Genomic DNA, 24,664 nt, shown 5'->3' with positions numbered 1-24,664 from the left:
TACATACATTTATCTAAATTTTTGCACTTGTCATAGCATCTTTATTAGTTGTGACTAACTATATGATCAAAAAAAGACACCTCAAAATAAGATCGGGTATCTTTCTAAATGTTTTTGTTATGCTACAAACTTTGTGCAAAAATACAGACCCCAATAAACAATACAAGTTTCAGGAGAATGATAATGATTTCATTACCTTTTAATTTTTTACCTGAACCCAGATGAATGTTCTGTTTCGGGCATACATCAACACATTGCATACAATGAATGCATTCTCCTCCATTCTTCTGGTCCCTTTTGATCTGGTAATCTACAGGGCACTTGATCTCACATGCACGGCATTTCGGTATACAGTTGCTTCTGTCTCTATCTAGTACAGAAAACGGCAATACCGGTAACCATGCAAAGATTGCTCCCATCGGACATAGATATTGGCAGAAAAATCTTTCTTTAAGGCACATACCTACCAGTATCAGTACAAAGATGATCCATCCGGCTAAATATCCGGCATCTGGAATCTTACCTGTGTACAACATGGAAAATACTTCCCAAGGACTGGTTCCATGGAATTTTTTTGTAAATCCTAATGCATAAATCAGCATTAAGACTAATAACATGATATATTTAATTTTTTGAAGTTTTCGTCCGGTCTCTTCTGATACCCACGGAAGCTTCTTTTTCACTTTTTTCTGAACCCATTTTGAAAATGCATACATTCCATCTCCCAAGGTTCCAAATGCACAGGCATATCCGCAGAAGAATCTTCCAAACAAAATGGTAAATCCACATAAAGCGATCAGCATTACTAAGAATGCATTCTGCTCGATCGGCTTGCCTGCTCTGATCTGTTCAATCACATATCTCACACCAGAAAATGCCGATGTGTATAATGCCGGCATCCATAGGAAAAATATGATCTGAATGATCTGTCGTCCAAGACGTCTTATGTCTCTCTTTTGTCTAAGGTCCATTATGACGCCTCCTTCAAAGCATTCTGTACAGCTGCAATGATACCTTTTGAACTGTATGTTGCTCCACTGGCTACATCGACATCCACTGTCTGCTTTTGTTTCATTGTATCTATTATTTTTACTGCATTATTAAAATATGCACTATCTTCATTTTTGGCTTCTTTGATCTGAATGTCATCAATAGAACCATTCTTTATGGTCACATTCACAACGATCTGACCTCCAAACCCTTGACCACTACCTTGATAAGTTCCGTCTTTCCAAGAACCTGAACCACTATTTTGGGCTGCAATCTTCGCTTCTTTTTCCGCTCGGATCGTTGCAATATTGTGGTATACAAGACATATTCCAATGATCAAGGCAAGATTTAAAAGCCTCATTAAGAAATGCTTATACTGCTTTAATTGTTTCATCTTCTCTCTGTTCCTCTATTTACTTGTTAATCTTTGAAATAGCATCTTTATATGCTTTAACCAGTGCATTGCTTGAGCATGTTGCTCCACTGACTGTATCGTATTTTTCTGGTATTTCAAATCCATAACTGATCAACTTTGGTACCATAGTCTTCTGTGCCATGTTGTACCAAGCAGACATATATCGATCTGACCATTTAATATTCTGAATATTCTTTACCTTATTGTCAGCAGAAATAACAACTTCTAATGTTAATTTGTAAGCATCAAATTCTTCATCTTCATCTGGCTCACACACTGCTGATCCCTCATAAATTTTGTCTTCTTTCTCAACTGGTGTTGTAGTATTATCATCTTTTGATGTATTATTATTATTATTGTTGTTGTTATTACTGTTGTTGCTGTTATTACTGTTGTTATTATTGCTATTTGATGTATTAGAATTTGTGTTATCTTTCTTAGCTACAGCTTTCTTCAATGCATTTCGTACTGCTTCCATGATTCCATTTGAACTGTAAGTTGCTCCACTGACTGCATCAACTTTATCTGTATTGGCTGTCTGCATTGCAATAATACTGTATGGAACTTCAGACCATGCCTTGTTAAAGTATGCTGCATCGTCTTTTTCATTTTTCACAAGTTTGATCTCTACGATCTTACTTTTTTTAATTCTTACACTGACTATGATATTTCCACGGAATCCTTTTCCTGTTCCTTCATAAACACCATCTTTATATACTCCAGTGACATTATCTGTTGTATCTTTCTTTGCTGTTGAGTTACTGTTGCTTTCTGAATCTAAACTGCTTGATGATCCTTTTACTGCTGCTTTCTTTAATGCATTACGTACCGCTTTGATAATACCATTTGAACTAAATGTAGCTCCGCTGACTGAATCTACATTTGTACTTTGTTTCTTGATCATTAATGGAAGTAAAATTCCTTTTGCACGGTTAAAATAAGCTGCATCATCGTGATTTTCTAAAATCTTGATGCTTTTAATCTTATTATTTTTAATTGTTACAGATACTTTAACAGTTCCATGATATCCAGATGCAGATCCTGTAAATGTTCCATCTTTATATGTACCTGACTCATCCGCTGTTCCAACGCTTCCTGCTGACTTTGAAGAACCGCTTGCTTTCGCTGCTGTTTTATCCTCTTCCCCTGTCAATGCATTTTTTACTGCTTTGATAATACCATTTGAGCTGTATGTTGCCCCACTGACGACATCTACTTTTAATGACTGTTTTGCAAGAATATTTTTAATAACTCCAGCAGATGCACGATTAAAAAATGCTGCATCGTCTGAATTACTTAATACTTTAATTGCTGTGATCTTATGGTCTTTTACAGTTACAGATACCTTTACAAGTCCTCGATATCCATTTGCCTGTCCTTCATAAGTTCCATCTTTGATCTTACTTAAATCAATATCTCCAGCATTTGCCTTCTTTGCCTTCTTCTTTTCAGCCGTTGTTGCCGCTTCTACCTGATTCACTCCTGCATTTTTCTGGGACTTTGCTTTCGGAGCAGTGTATCCAAACACACTATTTCCAACCAAACTTATCACGAAAATTGCTGGAACAAACTGAATCAGATTGACTTTTTTTAGTTTATCAATAATTTTCATATTTTCCTTCTCTCTATTTTTTGACTACTTGATACTCATTTTCTGAACTAAAACGTTCTTCAATCCCCTGTGAAATAAGAATTTTATCATTATTGTCCACAAGGATTATATTAAATTCACTGCTATGTTTTTTCCAATACGAAATAGCTTTATCTTTCCCCATAACAAACAATGTTGTTGACAACGTATCCGATAATGTTCCATTTTTACTAATGATCGTTACAGATTTCAGGTCTTTCTCAGATGGTTTTCCTGTTGCCGGATCAATGATATGATGATATCTTTTTCCATTTTTCTCAAAATATCTCTCGTAAGCTCCCGAAGTGATGACTGCTTCATCTGCAGCTTCATATGCTCCGATCATATTTTCTGTATCATCTGGTGACTGAATTCCTACTTTCCAGTAACTTCCATCTATTTTTTTACCAATTGCCTGAACATTTCCCCCAAGACTGATCACACCGCTTTTTACACCATCTTCTTTGTAAACTTTTGCAATTCTTTGGGAAGTATACCCCTTTGCAATTCCGCCAAGATCAATCTTCATATTCTTTTCAAGTGTTACTACATTTGTTTTCTTGTTGATTTTGATCTTCTGACAATCTACATTCTTTAACAGACTTTGAATCTCACTGTCAGATGGTACACGATATTTCTGTGTTGGAAATCCCCATAACTCAACGATGGGATAGACCGAAATATCAAAGGCATCTCCTGATTGTGCTGATTTCTTTTTAGCAAATTCAATTAGTTCTAATGTTTCATCAGAAACTTTCATCTTCTTCTTTTGATTCAGCTGATAGATTTCACTATTTTTATCAACCGCTGACCATAACTGATCTAATCGTTCAATCTCTGATTTTGCATCATCAACTGCCTTTTGTGCATTCTTCCCATATGCTTTTAAATTCATATAGGTATCCATCGCAAAGACCTGTGCACTTGCTTCTTTTGTATTCGCTTCACTGGATACTTCTGTTGTCGTTTTGATACTCTCTTTCTTTCCACATCCAACTGCTGAAACAGCACACAAAACTCCTAATAATCCAATGCATATTAACTTTTTTAATTTCATTTGATTCATCCTTTTTGGTTAGTACTCACTAACGTATAGTTTATAATTATTTAATCTTTGATTCAAGCATTATTATCGAGATTTTTTATCACTAAATATACTATTTCCCATTATATAGAAAATCTTGAGATTTCAAGGGGATTTATTTGCATCAAAAAAGGAACCGCCCATGCTGTCAGGCAATTCCTTTTTCCTTTGCGATTTTTATTTTTTAATTTCGTAGTAACCGTTTGTCTTCTTTGTAACCTTACTTACCTTAACATAGTAAGTTCCTTTTTTCTTTGGAAGTTTTACTGTTTTATCCAGATGTTTCACAGAAGTTTTTACTGTTTTAATTGGTTTTTTCTTACCACTCTGATAGATTGTAAATTTAAATCCACCCTGATCTGCTGCTGTTGATATTTTTAGTTTCTTCTGTTTTTTTGTAGATGTTACTTCTGTTTTATACCAACGTGCTGCTCTTTCATTTGTTGTATAAACTTCTTTCGCATTTAATTTCTTTGCTTTGGATTTCTTATAGGCTACTTTCTTGCTGTAATATTTTCTTTCATAAACAACTGTATTTAACTGTTCTTTGGAAGCATTTAATACGAGACGGTAAGTCCCTTTTGCAAGACCATAAGCCGCTGTTATATCACTTTCTTTTGTGCTCATTGCACTAAATATTTTTGTTCTTCCAATAGTCACCCATTTTCCTTTTTCGCTTTTCTGAATCTTATAGCTTGTTTTTCCACCATTTTCTACTAATGATGCAACAAGGAAACCTGCATATCCTCTTTTTGTCAGCTTAAATGTGTGGTAGGTTTCTTTTCCTTCCCCTTTCTGCATGTTCAGATCATCTTTTACTAATCCTTTGCATTCATTTTCTAACACATAAGCTGTAAGCAGTCCTTCTTTACAGTTTCTTGGGAAGTCTACATAATATGTTTCTCCTGCTTTTACATCTGCCTTTACATATGTTAATGATACTTTTTTGATCAGCTTTTGATCTGCATCATAAATAGCTCCTGCCTGCTCATTATCTCCTGCTATCACTAAGAATAAGGATCCTGATTCAACCGGTGTGATCTTAATCTTTTCAGGATTTTTAAAGTAATTGCGGTTATAATATTTGATTCCTCCAGTCATCATATAATATAATGCATCTTCAGCGTTTCCAAACTTATAAACTTTAACATCTGTTTTGTTCCACTCTGCAGGTTCTATTTTTCTTGCAGCTTTTTTCATCGTTACTTTCTTTGGAAAATAAGCCTGCTGTACTTTTGCTGCCGCATCTTCGGATGCTGATACCTTTGCCTGTGGAAGCAACATCGTTGCTGATATTGTTGCTGCCATTAAAATACTTAATAATTTACCTCTTGTTTTTTTCATCCTGTTTCCCTCCTTAATTAAATGCATTGAAGTCCATGATCGTATAAGTTCCATTGGTTTTCTTTGTAAGTTTGTTTACTTTGACATAATAGGTTCCTTTACCTTTTGGAAGATTTACAACACCTATACTTTCATTTGTTTTTACTTTTATAGTTTTAATTGGTTTCTTCTTTCCTTTTTTATAAATAGTAAATTTAAAACCTCCGCCATTTGTTGCCTTTGTAATATTGAGAACATTCACCTTATCTGAAGCTTTACGTGTAAATTTATACCATCTTGATGCCGTTTCCCCTTGTGTATAAATATTTTGTACATAGGAATCTTTTTTTATCTTCTTGGCTTTCGATCTCGTATACGCTACATTCTTGTTCATTTTACTTATTCCATATGAAAGACAATATACCTGTCCTTTTTGTGTATTTAATGCAACACGATATTTTCCAGCTTGAAGACCATTGATCACATACTTGTTAATATCAATATAATCATCGGTTCTCGGCTTTATTGTTTTTTTGTATCCTATGTTTATCCAATTGCCTTTCACATACTTTTGTACTTGCACTGTTACGTTTCCCTTATCTTTATGCATAACTTTCAATGCCATTTGTGAAAGAGATCGTTTCGCAATTGAAAATGAATGATACATGGTATTTCCAGTTGCAGATTCTCCATAAGAATTTCCTGCTTGAATTGTTCCAAATCCGTCTTTTAAGACAGCTACTACAATGGATTGTTCTTCTATCTTCTTTGGAAGTTTTATATAAAAAACATCTCCAGCCTTTGCTTTTATCATATATTCTATTTTTTCGTCTGCTGTTAATGTTTCTATTCTATTTTTCTTCGACTGATCATATATCTGTATACTTCCATCATCAGATGCTGTCATAACATAAAATAGTCCTGAATCTTTAAGTGTCACCTTAATCCAGTGGTCTTTTTCTTTATAATTATCATTGTAATAATGTAATCCACCGGTTGTAACATATTGCGTCATTTCATTTCCAGTGTCAAATAAATATGCAAACAGTTCTTTTTGATTCCATTCTTCTGGTTCTATATACCTTGCAGATTTTTTAGAAACTTTGGCATTTGTAATAATCGTTGTTTTCGCTGTTTTCTCTGCTGCAAACACTGGTGCTGCAAATAATCCTGCACAAATACCTGCTGTTAGTAAAACTACTATAAACTTCTTTATTGTTTGTTTTACCATAAACAGCCCCCTTTCATTATTCCTTATATGTTTCTAACTCATACACTCCCGTTGTCTTATCTGTGAGCTTTGAAACTTTAATATAGTATGTTCCTTTTTTCTTTGGAAGTGTTACATATTTTTCATCATCATCTTTCTTCACTTTGACTGTTTTGATGACTTTTCCTTTTTGATAAACCTTAAACTGGAAGCCTCCGCCAACAGAGTATTTTGACAAGAGTACTCCTGTTCTCTTCTTTGTAGAAGAAACTGCAACTTTATACCATCTTGCTGTATGTTCTTCTGTTGTGTATACATTTTGCAAACTTGATTTAACATTGATTGCTTTTGATTTCTTATATGCTACATTTTTGTTTGTCGTCTTTCTCTTATATTCAATATTTATTATATTGTCTTTTGGATTCTTTAATACCATACGATATTTACCCGGTTGTAATCCATATCCAAGTGCTGTTCCATATTCTGCTGGTTTTATATTGGCACTATATCCAACTCTCTGCCATGTTCCATTGACATTTTTTTCGACATAAGCACCAACTTTTTCAACCTTTTTCCCTACTGGTGCGATTTCTAAATATACTCTTGAACGCTTTGAAATTGAAAATGGATGATATGTTGTTGTTCCTTTTCCAACTTCATAGTAGCTTTTATCATTCGCCATTGAACCAAATTCTGATTTTATAACACCTGTTAAGATAAATACCTTACTAATCTTAGTTGGCAATTTTACATAAAATTCATCGCCTGCTTTTACCGCTGTTGAAAAATCATCACTGCCTCCATTTATATCTTTTTTCAAAACTTTTTTCTTCGTTGCATCATACAATGGTATTTTAGATTCGTTTTCTGCTATAGCTGCAATTGCAAAAAGTCCTGGATCTGCAACTTTAATTTTTACCCAATGATCTTTTGCTTTATAATTTTTATTATATAAATGCAAACCTCCAGTAAACATGTACTTCAGAAAATCATCTCCTGTATCAAACTGATACGCTGTCAGTTCTTCCTTGTTCCATTCTTCTGGTTCAACATTTTTTGCTGCCTTCATTTGTGCCGCTTTGTTGATCTTAACTGCCGCTGACACTGACGGACTAAACATTCCAATACTTAGCCCTGCTGCCAGCAAAACTACTCCTACCTTCTTAATTACCTTTCTGAGCATAAAAATCCCTCCTTACTTAATTGCATTCAATAAAATATATACCATTTGTTTTCTTAGTCAGCTTAGAAATTTTAATATAGTAATTTCCTTTGTAATTTTAATAGTATCCGATTTCATAAACTCCATTTGTTTTCTTCGTAAGTTTTGAAATCTTAAAATAGTATGTGCCTTTTTTCTTCGGCAGCGTTACCATTTTTCCACTTGCTTCCTGTGTTACCTTAATTGTTTTAAATACTTTCTTGCTTCCTGCTTTATAAATCGTAAATTTATATCCTCCTGAAACTGTATCTTCCCCAAACTCCAGTCTCCTTTTCTTCTTACTGGATGTTACTTTTACCTTATACCATCTCTCTGCTTTTTCGCCTGTTGTATAAATATTAGAAATCTCTTTATTTAAAGAAATACTTTTTGCTTTTGATTTCTTATATGCTACATTTTTTGACTTGGAACTCTTTGTAAATGAAACTGCATTCAATTGCGTTTTTGGTGCTTTGATCAACAGTCTGTATTCACCCTTTTGCAGTCCATGAATAAAATCATCGTCATAAGATGCCGGTTCGATCTTTACTGTATTATCAAGTCTCTTCCATACACCTTTTTCTTTTTTCTCGATATATGCATAGGTTTCTCCACCTTTTCTGTTGATCGCGGAAATATTAAATTCTACCGCAGATCTTTTTGATATGGAAAATGGATGATATGTCGCTGCACCTGTTCCTGATTCATAATAGGTATCTGATGCCTTCATTGATCCAAATTCATCCTTGATCACACCTGACGTAATAATGATTTTATCAATCTTAGCTGGCAATTGAATATAAAATGTTTCTCCTGTCTTGGCAAGTCTTCCATATTCCAGATCTCCGTCAGATGTTGTCTGTGCCAAAACTTTCTTCTTTGTGGAATCATATAATTTTACTTTCTGTGAGCCATCTCCGTCTGTATCTGCTGATACAACAAAATATCCTGGATCTTCTACTGTAATCTTTACCATACGATCACTCTGCTTAAAATTCTTGTTATATAAATGAGCTCCACCTGTTAACAGATAGTTTTCAAACTTGTCTGTTGAATCAAACTGATACGCTTTGATTTCTGTACGATTCCATTCCTCTGGCTCAACATAACGTGCCTGCTTTGTTATATTATTATTCGTTCCTGCAAAAACAGCTGCTCCCTGATAATTCATGGATACTCCGATTGCTGCTGCCATTATCATTACTGCTGTTTTCTTTAATATCCTGTTCATGCTGTATCCTCCCATATCTTATTCTATTACCTTATTACCTTATCTATCATAAATAACCCGATCCATGAAAATATCATGTTCTTCTATCGGAACTTTATCCAACAACAATTTTCTGTAACATATCATAATCTTTGGAAATCGTGTTCCTCGTAGAAAACGATCATAAAATCCGGCTCCATGGCCTAATCTGTGGCCTTCTTTATCTGCACCTACACATGGAATCACTGCCATATCAATTTGTTCTTTCGGTAAGACTTTACATTGTTTTGAAGGTTCCATGATTCCATATGCACCTTTTTCAAAGTCAGCCAGTGTTTTGATCTGTCTTACTTCCATAATTCCTTTTCCGATACACAATGGAACTCCTACTATCTTTCCCTGATCTAATGCAAGTGCGATCAATGGCCACGTATCTACTTCATTTTCCATGCTTGCATAACAAAAAATAGTTTCAGCTTCCTTATATTCTTTTAATTCTTTGATCTGATCAAAAATCGATTGATCTGCTTTTTTGATATACTGTTTATCTAGTTGTTTGATCTTATCTTTTATCTGTTGTCTCGCTTCTTTTTTTGACATGATGTCCTCCAGATGATCAATATATTTAGGTACGAAAAAATGAACCTAATTTCTTAGGTTCATTTTATCACAATTTGTTCACAAAGTATCGTTTTTTATTTATAAAGTCTCATATAAACTCATAATTTTTTCACCAGTTGCTACATCTTCTGAAAATGCTGTTGCACTTCCTGCTGCAGTTCCCATCTTCAGTGCTTCGTTGTAATCTCCGTTGCTTCTTAAATATCCTGTTACAAATCCTGCAACCATAGAATCTCCGGCTCCTACAGAGTTCTTAACTTCACCCTTTGGACAAGGTGTCACATGAACATCTCCTGCTTCTGTAATAAGGATCGCTCCGTCTCCTGCCATGGAAACTAAAACGTTTCTTGCACCCTTTTCCTGAAGTTTCTTTGCATATTCTACAATCTCATCATTTGTCTTTAATACAACACCAAACATCTCTCCTAATTCGTGATTGTTTGGTTTAATTAGGAATGGATGATATTTTAATACATTTAACAGTAGATCTTTTGTTGCATCTACAACGATTCTGATATCTTTTTCCTGAAGACGTTCCATGATCTTTTCATATACATCAGATGGAAGTGTTGCTGGAATACTTCCTGCCAGGATTAATACATCTCCATCCTGTAACTCATCAAGCTTCTCATACATCTTCTGTAACTCGTCATCATGGATCACTGGTCCCATTCCATTGATCTCACTTTCTTCATTTGATTTTACCTTAACATTGATTCGTGTCATTCCTTCACGGACTCTGATAAAATCAGGTGCGAATCCAAGCTCTTTTGCTCCTTTTTCAATGACATCTCCTGTAAAGCCTGCAATAAATCCAAGCCCTACACTTTCCATTCCAAGGTTCGCAAGGACATGGGATACGTTGATTCCTTTTCCTCCGCAGAAAATATATTCTCTTGTTGTACGGTTGATCTCTCCTAATGTCAGATTGTCTACCTTGATTACATAGTCGATCGCTGGGTTAAATGTTACTGTATAAATCATGAAAATACCTCCTCAATGGTTGTGATTTCTCTTAATTTGTTATTCTTAAGATGATCTGTGATAATGTTTGCTTTCTTAAGATCCGCAAACTTAAATGTTGATATTTGATCAAATTTGCTCTGGTCTGTAAGTATATATCTTTGCTGGCATTGTTCCATTGCTTTTCTCTTGATCGCAGCTTCCTTCATATCTGGAGTTGTAAACCCTCGAACCTCATCAATTCCGTTCGTTCCAAAAAATCCTTTGGTAAAATTGTACTTATCAAGCTGCTCTAATGCTTCTTCTCCAACAACAGCTTCTGTCACTGCCTTTATCTCTCCACCGATCAAATGCACTTTAAACCCTGCATTCATTAACTTTCTTGCATGTGTGATTCCATTCGTAACATAGATCACATCATACTCTTTCAGAAAATCAATGATCATCTCTGTTGTCGTTCCTGCATCCAGATATACCATATCTTCTTTATTAATAAGAGATGCCGCATACTCTCCAATCTTTCGTTTCTCGCTCTGATGCTTCTTTGCTTTCGTGATAACTTCTTCTTCTCGTGATAGAACAGACTTTACTGCGGTTGCTCCACCATGAACCTTGATCAGCAATCCCTGTCGGTTCAATTCTGTTAAGTCTCTTCTTATTGTTGATTCTGAGGTGTTAAACCACTTTGTCAGATCTGTTACTGTGACTGACTGTTTCTCTCTTAAAATTTCTAATATTCGTTCAAAACGTTCTTGTGCTAACACATTCTTCACCTCTTTTCTCTCTATTTTAGTATATCACTCTTTCAGTCAAAGTCAATCATTTTCTTTCATTTTCAATCATTTATATTTTGTTCATACTTTGAAGATAATTTAAACACTTTTTCAGAATTTCCTCGTATAATAAAAATAGCGCAAAAAAAGAAATGGCAGAAAATTAATCTGCCATTTCTTTTTTTGCCTTTTGTTCTTTCACTAAGTTACCGCTTTTCCTTCAGCATGTTCTTACTTCCAATATAAGTTGCGATCATATATCCAACATAGATAACAATCACAATGATCAATGATTGCACTACCGCCTCTGATATATTGATCTGTCCTAAGGTTGAAATCAGAATGGAGGCTGTTTTAATTCCAACATAAGAATGAACCAACGCCAGACTTAATGGAAGACAGAAATATAAAATAATCTGTGCCTTGATCGCACGATTAACCATTTTTTGTGAAGTTCCAATCTTACGCAATAATTGATATTTTTCAATATTATCTGCATTTTCACTCAATTGCTTCAATGCCAATACGGCCGCACATGTAATTAAAAATACCAATCCTATATAGATTGCAATATATGTCATGATCGTACTTAGTCCCGTACTTTGTTCATACACTTCTTCTTTTGAAATCGCCATTGAATAAGGCGAATTCTGCATCTTGCCTGTTCTGATCAACTCTTTTAAATGGTTGTTATACCTTTCAGATACTTTCTTGGCATTTCCTTTCCAATTGATATTTAAATACAGTGTTGAATTATCAATCTTTAGTGTCTGAATGATATTATCATTTAACACAACTGTTCCCATATCTGTTTTGACTGGTGCCACCATAAAAGTATCCTTTTGAAGTTCATACTTTATTTTATATGTTTTTCCATCCAGTGTAATCTTCTGCTTATCTTTGGCCGTCTTCTCCATTGTCGGAATCAGATTTGCATAATTGCAGTTTAATATATATTCGTCTGTTTTTAACGTTAATTCTTTTTCTCCGATTGCTTTTCGAAGCTTGTTATACTCAGACAGCTTCACAAAAGTTAATGGCACTTCATACAGATTCTTTACATAATCCTTTGTATAGTCTGAATATTTTTCTCTTCCTTTTAACAATGGCTCCATTTTATATCTGCACTGCTTAAATACACCATTTTGATAAACTGTGATCGGCAGAGTTTCTTTTGCATCTTCTTCAATCGATAATCCAAGCGAGTTCATTTTCTTCACAAACTTCTGCTGTAATTCATCCTGATATCCTTTTTGACTTAAACTATAAAATGAATAATCAAATTTCGTCAGATCTTCCAAATCCGTTTTCACAGAAGATGCCAATCCGCTTCCTGTTGCAAATGCACTGATCGCCAGAAACAACATCAGACACAACATGGACATAGAAACAAATGTTGTCGTAATCTTTGAGTTAATCTGTCGCAGAACAAACAGGTTCAATCCATTATAGTAAAATTTCTTATTTCTTTTTGCCAGTTCTAATAAAAATCCTGACAATGAAAAGAAGAATAGAAATGTTCCAATGACACCTAAAATGATACTCATTTTAAAATCATTGTCCACACCAAGCATCTGATTCTTTGTGATCAAATGATACGCTATCCCTATACATGCAATGGACATTACAAATAAAATCACTGATAGAACAGGATTTTTTAATCTCGTTTTCTGGTTCTTTTTTGCTGCATTCAACAGATTGATCAATTTATATTTTGATATTGTGATTCCATTAAATATCATCACAATAATAAAAATAATTGCAAAATACATAATTGTCTGAATAAATGCAGTTTGCGAGAAAACAAACTTAAATTCTTTCATCTGCACTGCAAACATTTTAGCTGTCAGCATTGCTAAACCTTGAGATAAAAATACGCCTGCAATCAGTCCAGCAATCAATGCGAAAAAACCAATTAATAAAGTTTCAATTAACAAAATTTTTGAAACCTGTCGTTTCTCCATCCCCAACAACAGATAGATTCCCATCTCCTTATGTCTTCGTTTCATTAAAAACTGATTGGCATAGATGATCAGAAATCCCAAGATCACTGCGACAAATACAGAAATCCAATTAATGATCACTGACATCAAATGCATCATTGATTTCTGGCTTTCATTCAATTTTAAAACTGCCTGCTGTGCCTGAACAGAATTGAACATATAAAACAAGCAGATTCCAAACGTCAATGTCAGAAAGTAAATCGTATAATCACGAATACTTTTTTTGACATTACTAAATGCAATTTTAGAATACATTCGTACTGTCACCTCCAAGCAATGTCACAACCTCGATGATGCGGTCGAAAAACTGTTTCCTAGAATCACTTCCACGAACTAGTTCATTAAAGATTTTTCCATCTTTGATAAACAGAATACGTTTGCAATAGCTTGCTGTAAATGCATCATGTGTTACCATAAGAATCGTTGCATTTAATTCCACATTCATCGTATCCATGCTGTCGAGTAACATTCTCGCAGCCTTGCTGTCCAAAGCTCCTGTTGGTTCATCCGCAAGGATCAGAGATGGATTTGAGATCATTGCTCTCGCACTTGCCACTCTCTGCTTCTGCCCTCCAGACATCTGATATGGATATTTGTTTAACACCTCTGTGATCATTAATTTCTCTGCGATCGATCTTACTCTGTCCTCAATCTCTTTTGCCGGAACTTTCATGATCGTAAGTGCCAGTGCAATATTTTCAAATGCTGTCAATGTATCTAACAGATTAAAGTCCTGAAAGATAAATCCCAGTTCCTCTCTCCTGAATTTTGAAAGATGCTTCCCTTTCAGTTTGGTAATATCCATTCCATTGATCAAAATATTTCCGGCCGTCACATGGTCGATGGTTGATATACAATTCAGCAACGTAGTCTTACCACTTCCAGAAGCTCCCATGATTCCAATATACTCACCCTTCTCTACTTCAAAACTGATCCGGTCGATCGCCTTTGTCAGATTTGCTTTACTACCATAATATTTTTCAATATTATCAACCTTCAATACAGAACTCATTCTTCCATCTCCTTATCTTTCTTTTCAAATCATTTTGTTTTACCCTTTTGTTCCTCTTATTGACTTGTCTATAATATATCATTAGCCAAAAACTGTATCCATCGATTTTCCTTACATGAAACTTACAATTTTGTCATATTGATATTTCCCATGAAAACTACTATACTAAATTTAACATGACTATATAAAGGAGGAACTCAACATGTATTTAAAAAATGAAGACGTAAAAATTGGAACAATTCCTGACGCTAATGGTTCTGACACACCACTTAGAAAAATGGAATTCTTAACGAAGAAAGAAATGAAAGACAGCAGCCGCCTCTACGGAAAAGTCATCGTACCACCAGGATGTGCCCTTGCTTATCATACTCATGAAAATGAAGGGGAAGCTTATCATATTCTTCAGGGAACTGGTCTTTACAACGATAATGGTACAAAGTATGAAGTACACGCTGGAGACACTACATTTACAAGTGATGGTGCCGGACATGCCATTGAGAATATTGGAGATGAAGATCTTGTATTTATGGCACTGATCTTATTAGATAAATAATCTGCTTTTAAATCATTGATCATCTAAGAATAAAAATATAATATAAAACGCTGGTCCAAATAATCATTGGTCCCAGCGTTTTTCTATCTCTATTTCTAAAATTTAAATTCATGAAATTTTGGTTTCATCTGATCAAACGTATAGATTCCATTAAATCCAATTTCTTTCAGTATCTTCTGCGATTCCATAACCCTGTCTCCAACACGGTCCGCATTATGTGCATCAGATCCGATCGTAATAATCTTTCCACCCATATCATGATAAAGCTCTAAGATTTCCCTTGACGGCATCAGACTTTTCAGATGATAAGCACGACTTGAGGTATTCAATTCAATTCCTTTTCCATCTGCGATCACAACTTCAAAGATCTGTTCAATCAAATCTTTAATTTTTTCAAGCTCAATTTCACCATTCAGATCGTATCTTTTGATTACATCGAGATGTCCCAGAATACTGTAATCTTTATATGCCTTTACAACGTCTAAAATTTCCTGATAGTATCTTCGATTATATTCTAACTGAGTCTTCCCTTTCTGCGGCTCCTGTCTCCAGTACTCTTTATTCTCTACCTGATGGCAGGAAAAGATTACAAAATCAAACGGATACTGTCCAAATGTTTCCTCATACGCTTTTGTTGTATGTACCTGAATTCCAAATTCGATTCCTGTCTTTAATGTGATCTGCCCTTTATATTTTTCTTTCATTTCTTCCATTTCTTTAAAATAAGCATCATAATCACAATTGACTACTGTCGGTACATCATAGTCAGAATGTTCTGTAAAACATAGTTCATCCATTCCTAATTCAATGGCTTTCTGAATCTCCAGCTCCATTGGAAAATCTGTATCTTCACTAAAATATGAATGTACATGGTAATCTGCAAACATTGTAAACCTCCTGTTGGATCATTCATTTAGAAAAATCATCGAGCTTCTTGGAAAACCAATGGTAACAATCGTGTATTCTTCTTCTTTTGACTCAATCTTGAAACTTAACTGCAATTTGTCACAAAGCTTCTTACACAAATATAATCCCATCCCGGTTGATTTCTCATAGTTTCTTCCTGTAGTTCCAGTATAACCTTTATCTGTCACTCTTGGCAAATCTTTTGCTGCAATTCCAATTCCATTATCCCGAATCTCTAAAAATATCTGATTCGTTGATTGTCTTGCCTCAAAGGATATCTGTGGATCTTCTTTTTTATATTTTACCGCATTGCTGATAATCTGATTTAATATAAATAACAGCCACTTTTCATCACTAAATATTTTCTGGTCCAGATTGTTCATACTAATTTTAATCTTGTTGCTGATCATGATTCTTGCATTGGATCTGACAGCTTTTTGTACCATATCTTTTAAATTTAATTCTTTTACCAGATAATCTTTTTCTACGCTATTGCTTCGTGCATAATAAAGTGCTTGTTCAAGATAGTAATTAATCTGCTGTAATGCCTCATCCATTGCTTCTGTGATTTCTGACGGATGATTCTCAAGAATTAACTTGGCTGCTGCCAATGGTGTTTTCACTTCATGAATCCACATTTCAATATATTCCCGATAGCCTGCTGCCTCCGTTCTATACTGAAGTATTTCATCATTCATAGACTTATTACAGCTTTGCAGAATATCATAAATAAATTCTCCCTCAAAAAAATCTGGCCGCTCCATCATTTCAGAAAGCATATTTTTCTGATCCAGCATATCAAGTTTAATTGTCATTTCTTTATAATATCTGAACTTTTTCATATACTGTTGTCCAAGATAAATAAGCTCCAGTAAAATACCGATCACTAGTAAATAAATCATCAAATATCTATTCACTTCAAAAATATAAAATAATCCTTCTATCAGACATAGAAATATAAAATGAGTTGCCATCTGTGCATAATAAATACTTAAAAATCTTCGCAGTCTCATACCATATACCCTTGCCCTCTTTTGGTTTTTATGAAATCTTTTAACCCTGCTGACTCTAATTTCTTTCTGACACGATTAACATTTACAGTTAATGTATTATCATCAATAAATTCATTGGACTGCCATAATGTTTCCATCAGATGATCTCTGCTGACAATCTTACCTTTATTTTGTAAAAGCGTATACAATATTCTCATTTCATTTTTGCTCAATTCAATAACCTGATCTTCATAAACAACCGTACTGTTATTTAATTGTAATTTCAAGCCATGATATTGTACTGAATTCTCTACTTCTTCTTTCCGAGTTCTTTTCAGCATTGCAGAAATCCTTGCTAATAAAATCTGTGTATTATATGGTTTCGTCACAAAATCATCTGCTCCAAGATTCATGCTCATCAGTTCATCCATCTCACTGTCACGGCTTGTCACAACTATAATCGGTACTTCTGATTTTTCTCTGATGGCTCTACATACATAATAGCCATCATATAAAGGCAGATTAATATCCAGTAAGATTAAGTCTGCGTTTTCTCTTAAACAATCTTCCACAACGGTATCAAAATGTTCTATTGCTATAATCTCATATCCATATTTACTTAATAATATGCTAAGTTCATTACGAATGGGTTCATGATCTTCTACTATGATTATCTTTGCTTTCATTTTCTTTTTCCCCACCTTTCCTTATGAGTTCTTATAATAATGAATTCTTATAATATCATATCATAAACTTTTGCAAAAGAAAAAGCGCCTCACATTTGAGACGCTTTCGGAAGTTTTTTATTTCTTATTTTTTAGGCTGTAAAGATTCTTTTCCACCCATATATGGTCTTAATACTTCTGGAATTGCAACGCTTCCGTCTTCTCTTAAGTTGTTCTCTAAAAAAGCAATCAGCATTCTAGGTGGTGCTACTACTGTATTATTTAATGTATGAGCAAAGTAGTTTCCGTTTTCACCTTTCACACGGATACGAAGTCTTCTTGCCTGTGCATCACCAAGGTTAGAACAGCTTCCTACTTCGAAATATTTCTTCTGTCTTGGAGACCATGCTTCTACATCAACAGATTTTACCTTAAGATCTGCTAAGTCACCAGAGCAGCATTCTAATGTTCTTACTGGAATATCCATAGAACGGAATAAATCTACTGTATTCTTCCATAGTTTTTCATACCAGTCTTTGCTTTCTTCTGGTTTGCAAACAACGATCATTTCCTGTTTTTCAAACTGATGGATTCTGTAGACACCACGTTCTTCAATCCCATGTGCTCCTTTTTCTTTTCTGAAGCATGGAGAATAACTTGTCAATGTTTTTGGTAACTGATCTTCCGGTGTTGTTGTGTCGATAAATTTACCGATCATAGAATGTTCACTTGTTCCGATCAGATACAGGTCTTCACCTTCGATCTTGTACATCATAGCATCCATTTCGTCAAAACTCATAACACCTGTTACGACATTGCTTCTGATCATGAAAGGTGGTACGCAGTAAGTAAATCCTCTATCGATCATAAAGTCTCTTGCATATGCGATAACTGCAGAATGTAATCTTGCAATATCTCCCATCAGATAATAGAATCCATTACCTGCTACTTTTCTTGCACTATCAAGATCAATTCCATCAAAGCTTTCCATAATGTCTGTATGATATGGTACTTCAAAATCAGGAACAACTGGTTCTCCAAATCTTTCAAGTTCAACGTTTTCACTGTCGTCTTTACCAATTGGTACAGATGGATCAATAATATTTGGAATTGTCATCATGATCTCTTTGATCTTCTCTTCGACAACTTTTTCTCTTTCACTTAATTCTTCAATACGATCTGCAGATGCTGTAACCTGTTTTTTAACTTCTTCTGCTTCTTCTTTTTTACCCTGTCCCATTAAGGCACCAATCTGTTTAGATAATTTGTTACGATCTGCACGAAGTGCCTGAACTTCCTGTTTGATCTCACGATTTTCCTTATCAAGTTCGATAACTTCATCAACTAAAGGTAACTTACGATCCTGAAATTTATTTTTGATGTTCTGTTTTACTACATCTGGATTTTCTCTTAAAAATTTAATATCTAACATTTTTTCCTCCAATTATTTGTTCATACATTTTTCTAATGTTGTTTTTTCCTCATCTGATAATGCTACTTTGGCAGCACCATCTTTGATTTCTTTGGCATAAACATATGTTGCATTCTGACTGCTCATACCATTTAAAAGTGTTCCATTATTATTATGGTCAAGTAATGCAATTACAAAACTTGTTTCTCCACCCATATCAGAGAACGCATTATACTTATATACTTCCATCTTAGAAAAGCTACTCCTATGTTCTTCATCGATTCTCTGTATTTCACCTTCTAGAAAATCTTGTTCTACAATGATTTCGTTAAGCTTTTCAAATTTCTTGATAATGCTTTCTTCTAATGATTTACCATCTTTTCCCGATAGGAATTTTTCGTAACGTTTTTTTAGTTTACTAACTTTAACTAAAGCAACAATTACAAGGATCAGTGCTAATGCTAATACACCGGCCAGGCCGATCACAACATATTCCATACTTACACTGTTTAAAAAATTTGTCATCTCATGTTCCTCCTAAATTGATCTTATCATATCCACAATGCGTTCTAATTCGTCTTGTGAATAATACTCAATTTCTATTTTCCCTTTATTATTCTTTTTATTTTTAATAGTTACCTTGCTTCCCAGAACCTGTTTCATAGATTCTTCCAGCTGAGTATAAAGGATATCGTGAACATCTTTTTCTTCTTTTTTATTTTTTTTGATTTTCTTTAAATCTTTGACAAGTTTTTCAATATCTCTGACGCTTAATTTTTCATCAAAAACTTTCTGTGCAATTTCATATTGTTGATCTTTGTTTGTAATTGCTAATAATGCTCTTGCATGTCCTGTACTGATCATTTCTTCTTCCAGCATTTTTTGTACTCTTGGATCAAGTTTCAAAAGTCTTAATGAGTTTGTGATCGCAGCACGGCTCTTGCTAACCTTGCCTGCAACTTCATCTTGTTTTAATTGAAATTCTTCCATTAGGCGTTTATATGCCATAGCTTCTTCAATTGGATTTAAATTATCTCTTTGAATATTTTCAATTAAAGCGATCTCTACAACTTCATTTTCATTATACTTACGGATCATGACAGGGACTTCATTAAGGCCTGCTAATTTTGCTGCTCTCCATCTTCTTTCTCCTGCAATGATCTCATAGAAGTCATCTTTTGGAGTTACCAAAATTGGTTGCAACATTCCATATTGTTTAATTGAATCTGATAATTCCTGTAATGTATCTTCATCAAACTGATTACGTGGCTGATCAGGATTAGGTTCAATCTTGTCAATTGGTAATGTCAGTTCTTTCTCTGGATCAGCTTTTTTCTTTGATTTCGATGATCTTGATACTTTTTTCTTTACTTGTTCTACATCTTCTTCATCGACAATCGGTGCTTTTGGAATCAGTGTATTCAATCCTCTTCCAAGTCCCATTTTCTTTCCTGACATTATTTTTTACCTCCATTTTCAATCACTTCTTCTGCAAGTAGATTATAGCTTTCTGCTCCTGAAGATCGAGGAGCATATACATTGATTGGAAGTCCATGACTTGGTGCCTCTGCCAGACGTACATTTCTTGGAATGATCGTCTTGTAAATATTCTGATTTAAGTACGATTTGACATTCTCTACAACCTGCAGCGATAGATTTGTTCTACCATCATACATTGTAAACACAACACCCTCTATCTTTAATCTTGGATTCAGACTCTTCTGAATCAGGTCAATTGTATAGATCAGCTGTGTAAGTCCATCCAATGCATAAAATTCACATTGAATCGGAACAATTACGGTATTTGCTGCTGTCATGGCATTTACTGTTAACATTCCCAATGCCGGTGGGCAATCGATAATAATAAAATCGTATCTTCTTCTTACCTTTTGAAGATTCTCTTTCATGATAAACTGCATTTTATCCACAGTCATCAATTCAATTTCTGCTCCAGCTAAATTTCGATTTGCTGGAAGTAAGGATAGATTATCAAACAAGTCTTTAATGATACAATCTTGTATCTTTTCTTCTCCTGTAATCACCTCATAAGTTGTCTTATCCAGCTCGTTTTTGTCTAATCCCAAGCCACTGGTGGTATTTCCCTGAGGATCCATATCAACGAGTAAGGTTTTCTTTCCTTTTGCCGCAAGTGCTGCTGAAAGATTAACCGCTGTCGTTGTCTTTCCAACTCCACCTTTCTGGTTGGCAATTGCAATAATTCTTCCCATTTCTTTCTCCTTTTGAACAATATTATAACACTATTTTTTTTGCATTGCCATATGTTTCACGTGAAACATTTATTATTTTTTTGTGCAATATTTGTTTCACGCAATTTCAATTTTTCCAAAAATGTTTCACGTGAAACATTTTATAATATTCAGATGCGAAAAGGAGTATTCATCTGAATACTCCTCAATTACTTATAAATTTTGAAATGCATCTATCCATAATAATTAATAAAGCTTTATTATTAATTACATTTGTTCTGGACACTGGATTCCTAATAATTCTAATGCATCTTTAATTACCTGTTTTGCCAAAATAACAATCTTAACTCTTGCTTCTTTTAATTTCTGATCCTCTACATTACACTGATTTTCATGATAAAAACGATTGAAACTTTGTGCTACTCCCATAACATATCTAGAAACTACAGAAGGTTCTAATCTATCTGCTGCCACTTTGATCACTTCTGGGAATCTTTCGATTCCCTTTAATAAAGCTACAGATGTTTCATCTGTTACTAAAGATGCATCAATATCTCCAACTTCTGTGATTCCTGTTTTTCTCAACACACTTGCAGCTCTTGCATATGTGTACTGAACATATGGTCCTGTCTCACCATCAAAGCTGTGAATCTTCTCCCATGTAAATGTTACATCTTTGATTCTCTGGTTATACAAGTCATTAAAGATAATTGCTCCAATTCCAACTTTCTGTGCAACATCTTCTTTATCTTTAAGATCTGGATTCTTTTCTGCAATGATCTCTCTGATCTTAGATACAGATTCTTTTAAGATGTCTTCTGCATATACGATATTACCACTTCTTGTTGAAAGCTTTCCACCTTCTAAACTTACTAATCCATAAGGTACATGAATCAGGTTTTCTTTTGCCCATTCATATCCCATTAATTCTACTACTTTAAATACCTGTGCAAAATGTAATTTCTGCTCTAATCCAGTTACATAAATACACTTATCAAAATTATATTCTTTCTTTCGATAGAAAATTGCAGCTAAATCTCTTGTTGCATAAATACTACTTCCGTCTTTCTTCATTACAAGACATGGCGCCATATCATATTCATCAAGATCTACGATCATTGCTCCTTCACTTTCTTTTAGAAGATTTTTCTCTTTTAATTCTTCTACAACTGCTGCTGTTTTATCACGATAAAAGCTTTCACCTGTGTAATGATCAAAATCCATATTCAGCATTTTATAAATTCTTTTATATTCTACCATACTGATATCTTTAAACCATTCCCAGATAGATAATGCTTCTTCATCACCTTTTTCCATCTTGGCAAACCATTCTCGAGCCTGATCATTTAATGTATCATCTTTCTCAGCTTCTTCATGGAATTTTACATAAATTCTTAAAAGCTCAGGAATACCTTTTTCTTCAACCGCTTCTTTACTTCCCCATTTCTTATACGCAACGATCAGTTTACCAAACTGTGTTCCCCAATCACCTAAATGATTAATTCTTTCTACTTGATATCCCAATTTATCAAAAATATGATATAAAGAGTTTCCAATGATTGTCGTTCTTAAATGTCCAACATGAAAGTTCTTTGCAATATTAGGTGAAGAATAATCGATACAAACAGTTTTTCCTTTTCCGATTTCCTGGGTACCATAAGTATCATTTACTTTTGCTAAAACTTCTTTTACATAATTTTCTTTATTTAAAAAGAAGTTTACATAAGGGCCCATAGCTTCTACTTTTGATACATCGTCGCTTGCAGGAATTTTTTCTGCAAGCTCTGTTGCGATCATATTAGGAGCTTTTCTAAATACTTTCGCTAATTGAAAACATGGAAATGCGAAATCTCCCATATCATCTTTTGGTGGAATTTCAAGAATTCCATCAATCTTCTCTTTATCTAATTCTTCGATTGTCTGATCTAATAAATCAATAACTTTATTTCTCATAATCTTCCCTTTCTATAGTTCGATCAATGCCTGAACATTAATTGAATTTGTCTTCCATCTTGTCACTGAAAATTCTTTTGTAAGTTCTTTTTCAAGGGCACTGCGTTTCTCATAAAACTCTTTTGCATTTTTAATAATTTTAGGTTTTGCTTCTATTTTAATTAATATTTTATACTCATCAATAGTTTTTTCAAAGTTAATAACAAAAACCCCTATATCATCCATTAATGTCTCAAATATCTCATGAAATCCTTTCAAAAATGAAAATGTCATACAAACTTTAGATTCCTCTTTTGATTCGCGATAATTTAATCGTGCTGTTGGATATATTTTTTTAATATATTTCATCAATTCATCAAACGCTGGAACAAATGGAATCTTTTCATCTTCGTTAACATCTTCAGTTACTATATCATCAAAGAGCAGATCTTCTTCTAATCCCTTTTGATAGCTAAGTAATTCTTCGATTCTATGATCTTTATCATGAATCTTCTTCTGAAATTCTTTGATATCTTTTTCAATCTTTATAACATCTTCTGAAACACTTTGCTTTGATTCTTCGATTTCTAATGGTAACGGTGAAAATATCTTTCGTATCTGATAGATTTTCTGCTGGTTTTCAATCGTACCTTCTTTTTCATTCTTTTCCTGCATGACCTCATACATCTTGCGGTTCAACTGATGTCTGTCTGTTTTTAATAACTGTATCTGTTCTTCCAGATAATCATATAACTGACTGATCAAATAACTTTTTTCTTTCTTCTTCTCCATATTTTTACCACTTTCTTTTTATCATAAACGATAACCATCAGAAATGAAAGTAAAACCTTTTAACAAATTGGTTCCTTTGATGGTAAACCAGCTTTCCTTGGAAAACGTTTTGGTGTTGCTTTTGTCTTATGAATCTTTAAAATTGTTCTCGCCATATCTGTATCCGGAATTTCAAAAGATATAATATCTTCAATATTTCCACCTAGAATTTTCACCGCTTTTTTTGAATTCTTGGCTTCTTCTTTGATATCCCCTGATTTATATGGAAGAAAATATCCCCCTTCTTTTACATAAGGAATACAATACTCTGATAAAACTGTCAGATTTGCCACCGCTCTTGATACTACATAATCAAAATTTTCTCTATATTCTTTTTGTTTTGCAAAATCTTCTGCACGTCCATGAATCGCTGTGATTTTTTGAAGTCCTAATGTGTTGATTACTTCATTTAAAAATTTAATTCGTTTATTTAAGGAATCTAGTAATACAATCTCTAATTCTGGAAATGCAATCTTTAATGGAATCCCTGGGAATCCTGCACCTGTTCCTAGATCCAGAATTTTTTGATCTTTCAACTCAACTCCACTCTTTACCAATGCCAAGCTATCTGCAAAATGTTTATCAATTACTTCATTTTTTTCTGTGATCGCGGTCAGGTTCATCACTTTATTCTTCTCTACAAGCATCTTATAGTACATTTCAAACTGTTCTAACTGATGATCACTTAATGCAATTCCAAATGCAGCTGCTTTTTCTCTTAATCTTTCCATC

At 34.1% G+C, this 24,664-nt stretch carries 24 protein-coding genes; 1 reads left to right on the top strand and 23 read right to left on the bottom strand.

The window, feature by feature from the left end; genetic code table 11:
* Positions 1 to 122: 122 nt before the first annotated feature.
* The 13 genes from KE503_RS09785 to KE503_RS09725 all read right to left on the bottom strand — a co-directional run bounded on the left by KE503_RS09785 (position 123) and on the right by KE503_RS09725 (position 14,435).
* The gene (locus tag KE503_RS09785) at positions 123 to 971 is read right to left on the bottom strand and encodes a 4Fe-4S binding protein (protein WP_022374745.1); all 849 of its coding nucleotides are present in this window, start codon (positions 969 to 971) and stop codon (positions 123 to 125) included.
* The gene (locus tag KE503_RS09780) at positions 971 to 1,384 is read right to left on the bottom strand and encodes an FMN-binding protein (RefSeq protein ID WP_055198434.1); all 414 of its coding nucleotides are present in this window, start codon (positions 1,382 to 1,384) and stop codon (positions 971 to 973) included. The genes KE503_RS09785 and KE503_RS09780 overlap by 1 nt, the downstream gene beginning before the upstream one ends.
* Before the next feature lie 19 nt (positions 1,385 to 1,403).
* On the bottom strand, positions 1,404 to 3,017 hold the full coding sequence (locus KE503_RS09775) for an FMN-binding protein (RefSeq protein WP_212385109.1): 1,614 nt from the start codon (positions 3,015 to 3,017) through the stop codon (positions 1,404 to 1,406).
* 13 nt (positions 3,018 to 3,030) lie between these two features.
* A complete protein-coding gene (locus tag KE503_RS09770; RefSeq protein ID WP_212385108.1) occupies positions 3,031 to 4,092 on the bottom strand; it encodes an FAD:protein FMN transferase in 1,062 nt (353 codons plus the stop codon).
* Between the two features lie 204 nt (positions 4,093 to 4,296).
* Positions 4,297 to 5,463 carry a hypothetical protein gene (locus KE503_RS09765; protein WP_212385107.1) on the bottom strand — a complete coding sequence of 389 codons (1,167 nt, stop codon included), beginning with the start codon at positions 5,461 to 5,463 and terminating at the stop codon, positions 4,297 to 4,299.
* Between the two features lie 13 nt (positions 5,464 to 5,476).
* Positions 5,477 to 6,673 (bottom strand): hypothetical protein, encoded by a 1,197-nt coding sequence (locus KE503_RS09760; RefSeq protein ID WP_212385106.1) that lies wholly within the window; start codon positions 6,671 to 6,673, stop codon positions 5,477 to 5,479.
* 16 nt (positions 6,674 to 6,689) lie between these two features.
* Positions 6,690 to 7,835, bottom strand: coding sequence for a hypothetical protein (locus KE503_RS09755; RefSeq protein WP_212385105.1), 1,146 nt, complete (start codon positions 7,833 to 7,835; stop codon positions 6,690 to 6,692).
* A gap of 97 nt (positions 7,836 to 7,932) precedes the next feature.
* The gene (locus KE503_RS09750) at positions 7,933 to 9,084 is read right to left on the bottom strand and encodes a hypothetical protein (RefSeq protein ID WP_117945149.1); all 1,152 of its coding nucleotides are present in this window, start codon (positions 9,082 to 9,084) and stop codon (positions 7,933 to 7,935) included.
* A gap of 39 nt (positions 9,085 to 9,123) precedes the next feature.
* Positions 9,124 to 9,663: a 5-formyltetrahydrofolate cyclo-ligase gene (locus tag KE503_RS09745; RefSeq protein WP_212385104.1), complete on the bottom strand. Its 540-nt coding sequence runs from the start codon at positions 9,661 to 9,663 to the stop codon at positions 9,124 to 9,126.
* A 99-nt stretch (positions 9,664 to 9,762) separates the two neighbouring features.
* A complete protein-coding gene (gene pfkB, locus KE503_RS09740; protein WP_022374737.1) occupies positions 9,763 to 10,668 on the bottom strand; it encodes a 1-phosphofructokinase in 906 nt (301 codons plus the stop codon).
* The gene (locus KE503_RS09735; protein ID WP_212385103.1) at positions 10,665 to 11,411 is read right to left on the bottom strand and encodes a DeoR/GlpR family DNA-binding transcription regulator; all 747 of its coding nucleotides are present in this window, start codon (positions 11,409 to 11,411) and stop codon (positions 10,665 to 10,667) included. Before KE503_RS09735 ends, pfkB begins: the two co-directional genes overlap by 4 nt.
* A gap of 215 nt (positions 11,412 to 11,626) precedes the next feature.
* Positions 11,627 to 13,678 (bottom strand): FtsX-like permease family protein, encoded by a 2,052-nt coding sequence (locus tag KE503_RS09730; protein WP_212385102.1) that lies wholly within the window; start codon positions 13,676 to 13,678, stop codon positions 11,627 to 11,629.
* Positions 13,668 to 14,435: an ABC transporter ATP-binding protein gene (locus KE503_RS09725; RefSeq protein ID WP_212385101.1), complete on the bottom strand. Its 768-nt coding sequence runs from the start codon at positions 14,433 to 14,435 to the stop codon at positions 13,668 to 13,670. Before KE503_RS09725 ends, KE503_RS09730 begins: the two co-directional genes overlap by 11 nt.
* Positions 14,436 to 14,637: 202 nt before the next feature.
* Between KE503_RS09725 and KE503_RS09720 the strand changes: the two genes are divergently transcribed.
* A complete protein-coding gene (locus KE503_RS09720) occupies positions 14,638 to 14,988 on the top strand; it encodes a cupin domain-containing protein (protein WP_117945146.1) in 351 nt (116 codons plus the stop codon).
* A 95-nt stretch (positions 14,989 to 15,083) separates the two neighbouring features.
* Here KE503_RS09720 and KE503_RS09715 read toward each other — a convergent pair whose 3' ends face one another.
* The 10 genes from KE503_RS09715 to rsmG all read right to left on the bottom strand — a co-directional run bounded on the left by KE503_RS09715 (position 15,084) and on the right by rsmG (position 24,663).
* Positions 15,084 to 15,875, bottom strand: a complete 792-nt coding sequence (locus KE503_RS09715; protein ID WP_117945145.1) for a histidinol-phosphatase HisJ family protein — start codon at positions 15,873 to 15,875, stop codon at positions 15,084 to 15,086.
* A gap of 18 nt (positions 15,876 to 15,893) precedes the next feature.
* Positions 15,894 to 16,907, bottom strand: coding sequence for a sensor histidine kinase (locus KE503_RS09710; protein WP_022374730.1), 1,014 nt, complete (start codon positions 16,905 to 16,907; stop codon positions 15,894 to 15,896).
* Complete coding sequence (locus tag KE503_RS09705; RefSeq protein WP_212385100.1) at positions 16,904 to 17,572, bottom strand: response regulator transcription factor; 669 nt, start codon at positions 17,570 to 17,572, stop codon at positions 16,904 to 16,906. Before KE503_RS09705 ends, KE503_RS09710 begins: the two co-directional genes overlap by 4 nt.
* Positions 17,573 to 17,696: 124 nt before the next feature.
* A complete protein-coding gene (gene serS, locus KE503_RS09700; RefSeq protein ID WP_022374728.1) occupies positions 17,697 to 18,983 on the bottom strand; it encodes a serine--tRNA ligase in 1,287 nt (428 codons plus the stop codon).
* 12 nt (positions 18,984 to 18,995) lie between these two features.
* On the bottom strand, positions 18,996 to 19,487 hold the full coding sequence (locus KE503_RS09695) for a DUF4446 family protein (RefSeq protein ID WP_022374727.1): 492 nt from the start codon (positions 19,485 to 19,487) through the stop codon (positions 18,996 to 18,998).
* Between the two features lie 12 nt (positions 19,488 to 19,499).
* A complete protein-coding gene (locus KE503_RS09690) occupies positions 19,500 to 20,420 on the bottom strand; it encodes a ParB/RepB/Spo0J family partition protein (protein ID WP_212385099.1) in 921 nt (306 codons plus the stop codon).
* Positions 20,420 to 21,190: a ParA family protein gene (locus tag KE503_RS09685; protein WP_022374725.1), complete on the bottom strand. Its 771-nt coding sequence runs from the start codon at positions 21,188 to 21,190 to the stop codon at positions 20,420 to 20,422. The genes KE503_RS09690 and KE503_RS09685 overlap by 1 nt, the downstream gene beginning before the upstream one ends.
* Before the next feature lie 246 nt (positions 21,191 to 21,436).
* The gene (argS, locus tag KE503_RS09680; RefSeq protein WP_212385098.1) at positions 21,437 to 23,122 is read right to left on the bottom strand and encodes an arginine--tRNA ligase; all 1,686 of its coding nucleotides are present in this window, start codon (positions 23,120 to 23,122) and stop codon (positions 21,437 to 21,439) included.
* A 12-nt stretch (positions 23,123 to 23,134) separates the two neighbouring features.
* A complete protein-coding gene (locus tag KE503_RS09675) occupies positions 23,135 to 23,893 on the bottom strand; it encodes a hypothetical protein (protein ID WP_212385096.1) in 759 nt (252 codons plus the stop codon).
* Between the two features lie 59 nt (positions 23,894 to 23,952).
* Entirely contained in the window at positions 23,953 to 24,663 is a 711-nt protein-coding gene (gene rsmG, locus KE503_RS09670; RefSeq protein WP_022374722.1) for a 16S rRNA (guanine(527)-N(7))-methyltransferase RsmG, read from the bottom strand.
* Position 24,664: the final 1 nt, after the last annotated feature.

This window comes from Anaerostipes sp. Marseille-Q3525 (genome assembly GCF_018223505.1).
GTDB lineage: Bacteria > Bacillota > Clostridia > Lachnospirales > Lachnospiraceae > Anaerostipes > Anaerostipes amylophilus.
The sequence above is the reverse complement of the archived record's forward strand: the minus strand, read 5'-3'. Positions and strand labels throughout refer to the sequence as shown.

What these genes read in the sequence shown, in the direction of transcription:
- KE503_RS09785 (WP_022374745.1), bottom strand. Translation starts at nt 971, where the DNA reads ATGGACCTTAGACAAAAGAGAGACATAAGACGTCTTGGACGACAGATC.
- KE503_RS09780 (WP_055198434.1), bottom strand. Translation starts at nt 1,384, where the DNA reads ATGAAACAATTAAAGCAGTATAAGCATTTCTTAATGAGGCTTTTAAAT.
- KE503_RS09775 (WP_212385109.1), bottom strand. Translation starts at nt 3,017, where the DNA reads ATGAAAATTATTGATAAACTAAAAAAAGTCAATCTGATTCAGTTTGTT.
- KE503_RS09770 (WP_212385108.1), bottom strand. Translation starts at nt 4,092, where the DNA reads ATGAAATTAAAAAAGTTAATATGCATTGGATTATTAGGAGTTTTGTGT.
- KE503_RS09765 (WP_212385107.1), bottom strand. Translation starts at nt 5,463, where the DNA reads ATGAAAAAAACAAGAGGTAAATTATTAAGTATTTTAATGGCAGCAACA.
- KE503_RS09760 (WP_212385106.1), bottom strand. Translation starts at nt 6,673, where the DNA reads ATGGTAAAACAAACAATAAAGAAGTTTATAGTAGTTTTACTAACAGCA.
- KE503_RS09755 (WP_212385105.1), bottom strand. Translation starts at nt 7,835, where the DNA reads ATGCTCAGAAAGGTAATTAAGAAGGTAGGAGTAGTTTTGCTGGCAGCA.
- KE503_RS09750 (WP_117945149.1), bottom strand. Translation starts at nt 9,084, where the DNA reads ATGAACAGGATATTAAAGAAAACAGCAGTAATGATAATGGCAGCAGCA.
- KE503_RS09745 (WP_212385104.1), bottom strand. Translation starts at nt 9,663, where the DNA reads ATGTCAAAAAAAGAAGCGAGACAACAGATAAAAGATAAGATCAAACAA.
- pfkB (WP_022374737.1), bottom strand. Translation starts at nt 10,668, where the DNA reads ATGATTTATACAGTAACATTTAACCCAGCGATCGACTATGTAATCAAG.
- KE503_RS09730 (WP_212385102.1), bottom strand. Translation starts at nt 13,678, where the DNA reads ATGTATTCTAAAATTGCATTTAGTAATGTCAAAAAAAGTATTCGTGAT.
- KE503_RS09725 (WP_212385101.1), bottom strand. Translation starts at nt 14,435, where the DNA reads ATGAGTTCTGTATTGAAGGTTGATAATATTGAAAAATATTATGGTAGT.
- KE503_RS09720 (WP_117945146.1), top strand. Translation starts at nt 14,638, where the DNA reads ATGTATTTAAAAAATGAAGACGTAAAAATTGGAACAATTCCTGACGCT.
- KE503_RS09715 (WP_117945145.1), bottom strand. Translation starts at nt 15,875, where the DNA reads ATGTTTGCAGATTACCATGTACATTCATATTTTAGTGAAGATACAGAT.
- KE503_RS09710 (WP_022374730.1), bottom strand. Translation starts at nt 16,907, where the DNA reads ATGAGACTGCGAAGATTTTTAAGTATTTATTATGCACAGATGGCAACT.
- KE503_RS09705 (WP_212385100.1), bottom strand. Translation starts at nt 17,572, where the DNA reads ATGAAAGCAAAGATAATCATAGTAGAAGATCATGAACCCATTCGTAAT.
- serS (WP_022374728.1), bottom strand. Translation starts at nt 18,983, where the DNA reads ATGTTAGATATTAAATTTTTAAGAGAAAATCCAGATGTAGTAAAACAG.
- KE503_RS09695 (WP_022374727.1), bottom strand. Translation starts at nt 19,487, where the DNA reads ATGACAAATTTTTTAAACAGTGTAAGTATGGAATATGTTGTGATCGGC.
- KE503_RS09690 (WP_212385099.1), bottom strand. Translation starts at nt 20,420, where the DNA reads ATGTCAGGAAAGAAAATGGGACTTGGAAGAGGATTGAATACACTGATT.
- KE503_RS09685 (WP_022374725.1), bottom strand. Translation starts at nt 21,190, where the DNA reads ATGGGAAGAATTATTGCAATTGCCAACCAGAAAGGTGGAGTTGGAAAG.
- argS (WP_212385098.1), bottom strand. Translation starts at nt 23,122, where the DNA reads ATGAGAAATAAAGTTATTGATTTATTAGATCAGACAATCGAAGAATTA.
- KE503_RS09675 (WP_212385096.1), bottom strand. Translation starts at nt 23,893, where the DNA reads ATGGAGAAGAAGAAAGAAAAAAGTTATTTGATCAGTCAGTTATATGAT.
- rsmG (WP_022374722.1), bottom strand. Translation starts at nt 24,663, where the DNA reads ATGGAAAGATTAAGAGAAAAAGCAGCTGCATTTGGAATTGCATTAAGT.